Annotated in this window: 6 protein-coding genes; all 6 read left to right on the plus strand. The window is 60.6% G+C overall.

Features of this window, described 5'->3' with window-relative positions; all coding sequences use genetic code 11:
* The first annotated feature begins 22 nt into the window (after positions 1-22).
* Positions 23-1,312 (plus strand): ABC transporter substrate-binding protein, encoded by a 1,290-nt coding sequence (locus tag LCM4573_RS10765; protein ID WP_071006257.1) that lies wholly within the window; start codon positions 23-25, stop codon positions 1,310-1,312.
* A 71-nt stretch (positions 1,313-1,383) separates the two neighbouring features.
* Positions 1,384-2,271, plus strand: a complete 888-nt coding sequence (locus tag LCM4573_RS10770; protein ID WP_116285421.1) for a carbohydrate ABC transporter permease — start codon at positions 1,384-1,386, stop codon at positions 2,269-2,271.
* The gene (locus tag LCM4573_RS10775; protein WP_071006259.1) at positions 2,264-3,136 is read left to right on the plus strand and encodes a carbohydrate ABC transporter permease; all 873 of its coding nucleotides are present in this window, start codon (positions 2,264-2,266) and stop codon (positions 3,134-3,136) included. The genes LCM4573_RS10770 and LCM4573_RS10775 overlap by 8 nt, the downstream gene beginning before the upstream one ends.
* Positions 3,137-3,153: 17 nt before the next feature.
* Complete coding sequence (locus LCM4573_RS10780) at positions 3,154-4,167, plus strand: Gfo/Idh/MocA family protein (protein ID WP_071006260.1); 1,014 nt, start codon at positions 3,154-3,156, stop codon at positions 4,165-4,167.
* On the plus strand, positions 4,160-5,227 hold the full coding sequence (locus LCM4573_RS10785) for a Gfo/Idh/MocA family protein (RefSeq protein ID WP_071006261.1): 1,068 nt from the start codon (positions 4,160-4,162) through the stop codon (positions 5,225-5,227). Before LCM4573_RS10780 ends, LCM4573_RS10785 begins: the two co-directional genes overlap by 8 nt.
* A 30-nt stretch (positions 5,228-5,257) precedes the next feature.
* Positions 5,258-6,334: an ABC transporter ATP-binding protein gene (locus LCM4573_RS10790; protein WP_071006262.1), complete on the plus strand. Its 1,077-nt coding sequence runs from the start codon at positions 5,258-5,260 to the stop codon at positions 6,332-6,334.
* Positions 6,335-6,379 lie beyond the last annotated feature (45 nt).

A 6,379-nucleotide genomic window follows, 5' to 3' on the forward strand; every position in this document is an offset into this window, starting at 1 on the left:
ATCAACACGGGAGGGTTTGCCAATGTCCATGATGTTACACAGGCGCAGCGTGCTTTCCGGAGGTTTGGCGGCCCTTTCGCTGGCCACACTCGGCGGCGGTTCCGCGGTAGCGCAGGCAGCCCGGCTGCGCATGCTCTGGTGGGGTTCTCAAGAACGAGCCGACCGCACCAACAAGGCCATCGCAGCCTACAAGGAAGTAAAGCCCGATCTTACCATCGATGGGGAATTCGCCGGCTGGAGCGATTACTGGCCGCGGCTCGCCACACAGGTTGCGGGACGCAATGCCCCGGACCTGATCCAGATGGATTATCGTTACATCTTCGAATATGCCCGGCGCGGCGCGATTGCACCTCTCGACGATCATCTCGGCAAGGGCCTCCAGATCGAGGACTTCGGCCAAATGAACATCGATTCCGGCCGGGTGGACGGAAAGCTCTATGGCATCAATCTCGGCGTCAACTCGAGCGCTGTATTCTTCGATGCCGCCGCCTGGGAAAAATCCGGCGCCACTCCCCCAGCCATGGGCCAGACCTGGGAGGAGTTTGCCGAGAACGCCACCAAGATGAGCGAAAACAAACCGAAACCCGGCTATTTCGCCACGGCCGATTCCAGCGGCCTCGAACCAAGCTTCGAGAACTGGTTGCGGCAGAATAAGAAATCGCTCTATACGCCTGACGGAGGCCTTGGTTACGAGCCGAAGGACGCCGCAGATTGGTTCACCATGTGGAGCAAGATGCGTGAAGCCGGCGCCTGCGTTCCCGCCGATGTCCAGGCGCTCGATCAGCTGAACATCGAGACGAACCCGCTGACGACCGGCAAGGCTGCGACCGCCTTCGCCCATTCCAACCAGTTCGTCGGCTACCAGGCGCTCAACAAGGCGAAACTCTCTGTCACTTCCTATCCGAAGATCAGCAAGGATGYGCCGTCGGGCCATTACCTCAAGCCGTCCATGCTGATGAGTGTCGCCAATGGAAGCCAGGGGATCGAGGCTGCGGTCGGCTTCATCAACTTCCTTGTCGCCGATCCGAAGGGCATCGATATTCTCGGCGTCGAGCGCGGCGTTCCGGCCTCGGCCTCCATGCGCGACCAGCTGACCCCGAAGCTCGATGAAGTCAGCCAGAGCATGGTGAAGTTCATTGCGGATATCACTCCGGAGGTCGGCGACCTTCCGCCTGCCCCGCCGCCCGGCGCCGGCGAGCTCGCCTTCGTGCTGACCCGCACCAGTCAGGAAGTGGCCTTCGGAAACCTGACGCCCGCGGAAGGCGGCGAACGCCTCGTCAAGGAAGCCGAAACCGTTCTCAAACGGAAGTAGGGTTCATGGCCTTCCGCTCCCATACCCTTGTTGAGGAGAGCCGTGCTGCGGCTCTCCCGAGAAAGGGAGGCATGCGACGCATTTTCGATCGCAATATCCATGCCTATGTTTTTCTGCTGCCTTGGCTGATCGGCTTCTTCGGCCTGACGCTCGGTCCGGCGCTCRCATCGCTTTATCTCTCCTTCACCAATTACGACCTCCTGCAATCGCCGGACTGGGTGGGCGCCGCCAATTACGTGCGCATCGCCACCGCCGATCCGAAGTTCGCAGCCTCGATGAAGGTCACTTTCCTCTACGTCCTGCTTTCCGTGCCCCTGAAGCTCGCCTTCGCGCTTCTGATCGCCATGGCCTTCAATCGCGGCATCAGGGGGCTGACGCTCTACCGCGCGATTTTCTATCTGCCCTCGCTACTCGGCTCGAGCGTCGCGATTGCGGTTCTCTGGCGCCAGCTCTTCGCCGCCGACGGGCTTGTCAACATGGCGCTCTGGCAGCTCTTCGGATATGAAGGTCCGAGCTGGATCTCGAACCCGAACTACTCGCTCTATACCCTGGTCATCCTGTCGATCTGGCAATTCGGCTCGCCGATGATCATCTTCCTCGCGGGGCTCCGCCAGATTCCCGCCGACATGTACGAAGCGGCCGAGATCGATGGCGCAAGCAAGGCGCGGCAGTTCTTCCGCATCACCCTGCCGCTGCTGACGCCGGTCATCTTCTTCAATGCCGTGATCCAGACGATCGAAGCCTTCAAGGCATTCACGCCGGCCTTCATCATCTCCGAGGGCACTGGTGGTCCGATCAATTCGACGCTGTTCTATACGCTCTATCTCTATCAGGAGGCTTTCGGCTTCTTCCGCATGGGCTATGCCTCGGCGCTCGCCTGGGTGCTCGTCGTCATCATCTCGCTATTCACCGCCTTCTCGTTCCTGAGCGCGCGCTATTGGGTGCATTACGATGACTGATGCCGTCACCTCTTCGCGCCCATCTTCGGGCCGGCGTTCACCGGTCCGTTCCGTTCTTCTGCACGGTGCCTTGGTCCTCTTTTCGCTCGCCATGCTCTATCCGATCCTTTGGATGATATCCGGATCGCTGAGACCGCAGGAGGAACTGTTCGGATCGTCCTCGCTGATCCCCTCTTCGGTGGATCTAGGCGGATATATCCGCGGCTGGACCGGGTTGCAGGTGAGCTTCGGACAATTCTTCTGGAACTCGCTCTTCATCGCGGTACTGGCCACCATCGGCAATGTCGTGGGCTGCTCGCTGGCAGCGTTCGCTTTCGCCCGTCTGCGCTTCAGAGGCCGGAACTTCTGGTTCGCGCTGATGCTCGGCACGCTGATGCTGCCCTATCATGTCGTCCTTATTCCGCAATACATCCTCTTCCTGGAACTCGGCTGGGTGAACACCTCGCTGCCGCTCATCGTGCCGAAATACTTGGCGACCGACGCCTTCTTCATCTTCCTGATGGTGCAGTTCTTCCGCGGCATCCCCCGCGAACTCGACGAGGCGGCGGTGATGGACGGCTGCAGCCCCTTCCGCATCTATTGGAAGATCATGCTGCCGCTGTCGCTTCCGGTGCTGGCGACGGCCGCGATATTCTCCTTCATCTGGACCTGGGACGATTTCTTCGGGCCGCTCATCTATCTGAACGATATCAACACCTATACCGTCCAGCTCGGCCTCCGCTCCTTCGTGGATTCGACCGGCAGCTCCGACTGGACGGCTCTCTTTGCCATGTCCAACCTCTCTCTCGTCCCCGTCTTTCTGTTCTTCCTCTTTTTCCAGMGCCTTCTAATCGAGGGTATTGCCACCACCGGTATGAAGCGCTGATAACCAAGGTGCCGCCTATGAAACCTGTTCGCTTTGCCGTCGTCGGCATCAATCACAATCATATCTACGGCCAGGTGAACTGCCTTCTGAACGCCGGCGCCGAATTCGTCGGCTTCCATGCAAAAGAAAACGACCTCGTCGCCGAATTTTCCGCCAAATATGCCGGAGTGCCGCGTGCCGTTGACGAGCGGCGTCTGATCGAAGACCCCACGATCGATCTGATCGTGAGCGCCACCATTCCCGGCGACCGGGCCGGCATTGCGCTTGCGGCCATGCGCGCCGGCAAGGACGTCATGGTCGACAAACCCGGCATGGTGACGCTTGATCAACTCGCCGAATTGAGAAAGGTGCAGGCGGAGACCGGACGAATCTTCTCCGTGCTTTATTCCGAGCACTTCGAAAACCGCGCCACGGTAAAGGCCGGCGAGCTGGTCGCGGCCGGCGTCATCGGCAAGGTCGTCTCGACGGCAGGCTTCGGACCTCACCGCATGCGCCCGTCGACGCGCCCTTCCTGGTTCTTCGAACGGGAGCGTTATGGCGGCATCCTGGTGGACATCGCCTCCCACCAGTGCGAGCAGTTCCTCTTCTTCACCGGTTCCAACACCGCCGAAATCCTCTCGGCGCGGGTAGCAAACCGCGCGCATCAACAATGGCCGGGCGTCCAGGACAGCGGCGATATCCATCTGGCGACGGCAGGTGCAAATGGCTTCATCCGGGTCGACTGGTTCACCCCGGAAGGCCTGCCTGTCTGGGGCGACGGGCGCCTGTTCATCACCGGCACGGAGGGCATGATCGAGCTCAGGAAATATGTCGATGTTGCCGGTCGTCCGGGCGGCGACCACCTGTTTTTGACCGATGCCAAGGGCGTCAGCTATATCGACTGCTCCGATACGCCGCTGCCCTATGGACAACAGCTCCTCTCCGATATTCGCGATCGTACGGAGACGGCTATGCCGCAGGCCCGCTGCTTCGCCGCCATGGAGATCGCCTTGAAGGCGCAGGCGCTCGCCGAAGGCAAAGCCAATGGCTAAGCGCTACAAGGTTGGCATCATCGGCTGCGGCATCGGCCGGCTGCATATGGTCGAGGGATATCTCCCCCACCCCGACAAATACGAGGTCGTGGCGCTTTGCGACCTTGATGAGGCGCGGCTGAACGCCATGGCCGACGAATTCGCCGTTCCGCGCCGGACCCGGTCTTCGGATGAGCTGATCGCCATGCCGGATCTCGACATCATCGACATCTGCACGCCTCCGGCGATCCATACCGCGCTCATTTTGCAAGCACTCGCCGCCGGCAAGCATGTGGTCTGCGAAAAGCCRCTCACGGGTTCGCTCGCCGAGGTAGACGAGGTGATCCGCGCCGAGGAGAAGGCAGCAGGCATGCTCATGCCGATCTTTCAATACCGCTATGGCGACGGGGTGGCGAGCGCCCGCCATATCATCGAAAGCGGTATTGCCGGCAGGCTCTATGTCGCAACCGCCGAGACGCTTTGGAAGCGGGATGCCGTCTACTACGACAATCCCTGGCGAGGACGCTGGGCGACCGAGCTCGGCGGCGTGCTGATGACCCACGCCATCCATCTGCATGACATGATAACCTATCTGCTCGGTCCGGTTCAGAAGGTCTTTGCCCGCACCGTGACACGGGTGAACGCGATCGAGGTTGAGGACTGCGTTTCCGCGAGCCTCCTGATGCAGGATGGCGGCCTCGTCTCGGCCACCGCCACGCTCGGTTCGCAGGAAGAAATAAGCCGGCTCAGGATCGCGTTTGAGAACGTCACCTTCGAAAGCTCGCATGAAGCCTATTCGCCCGGTGACGGCCCTTGGCGGATCATTCCTGCAAATGCGGAAATCGGCGGCAAGATTGACAAGCTGCTGAGCGAGCGACCGCTGGTCGGGCGCCGGTTCAACGGGCAGATGGAGGCCTACCATCAGGCCTTGGAGACCGGCGCGCGACCGCCGGTGACCAGCCTCGACGCCCGGCGCTCGCTGGAGCTGGTAACGGCCATCTACCATTCGAACGATACAGGAACGGATGTGATGCTGCCGATTACGGCGGGACATCCGAAATATGCGAGCTGGCGGCCTTGATGAGATGTGCAGCCGGATGGAGGGGATTCAATGGCAGGCAGCATAGCGCTCGAGAATATCGTCAAGCGTTTCGGGGCGTTGACGATCATTCACGGGATCGACCTGCAGATTGAGGCGGGCGAGTTCGTCGTCTTCGTCGGGCCATCGGGCTGCGGCAAGTCCACACTCTTGCGCATGATCGCCGGACTGGAGGAGATTTCCGGTGGGGATCTGCGGATCGATGGCGAAAGGGTCAACGAAACGGCTGCTTCCAAGCGCGGCATCGCCATGGTGTTCCAGTCCTATGCGCTCTACCCGCACATGAGCGTTTACAAGAACCTGGCTTTTGGCCTGGAGACGGCCGGCTACAGGAAGCAGGAGATCGAAGCACGCGTCCGCCGGGCGGCCGAGACCCTGCAGATCGCACCGCTCCTCGACCGCAAGCCGAAGGCCTTGTCCGGCGGCCAGCGCCAGCRTGTCGCGATCGGACGCGCCATCGTGCGTGAGCCGAGGATCTTCCTGTTTGACGAACCTCTTTCCAATCTGGATGCAGAATTGCGCGTGCAGATGCGAGTCGAGATCGCCAAGCTCCACCAGACGCTTGGCAGCACGATGATATACGTGACCCATGATCAGGTCGAGGCCATGACCATGGCCGATAAGATCGTCGTTCTGCGCGAAGGCCGCATCATGCAGGTCGGCCGTCCGCTCGACCTCTACAACAATCCCGCCAACCAGTTCGTCGCCGGTTTCATCGGCTCACCGAAGATGAATTTCCTGGATGCCCGGTTATCGGAGAAGGATCCCTTCCGCCGTACGATCGAAGTCGCAGGGCAGGAAATCGTTCTCGACCGGCCTCTATCGACAGAGGATGACGCGCCTCTCTCCTTCGGTTTGCGGCCGGAGCATTTGAGTATTGCGGGAGGTGGCGTCTCACTGGGTAATTGGATTGTTCAGCTTGTCGAGCACCTCGGAGGCTCGACGGTTGTCTATGCCGGCAAGGAGAGCGGTGAAAGCCTGACGCTCATGCTGGATGGCCAGCGCGGAGTACGGATCGGGGAGAGTATTCCGCTTGTTTTCGATCTCTCATCGCTTCATCTTTTTGGCGTCGATGGTCGACGGTTGTGAGGCGGGATTAGAGACGTAGCAGCTCTTCCTCGCCCGCAATAATGC

The organism is Rhizobium sp. LCM 4573 (assembly GCF_001854865.1).
Lineage (GTDB): Bacteria > Pseudomonadota > Alphaproteobacteria > Rhizobiales > Rhizobiaceae > Neorhizobium.

Excerpts from the sequence above, each read along its gene's own strand:
- LCM4573_RS10780 (WP_071006260.1), top strand. The coding sequence starts at position 3,154 with ATGAAACCTGTTCGCTTTGCCGTCGTCGGCATCAATCACAATCATATC.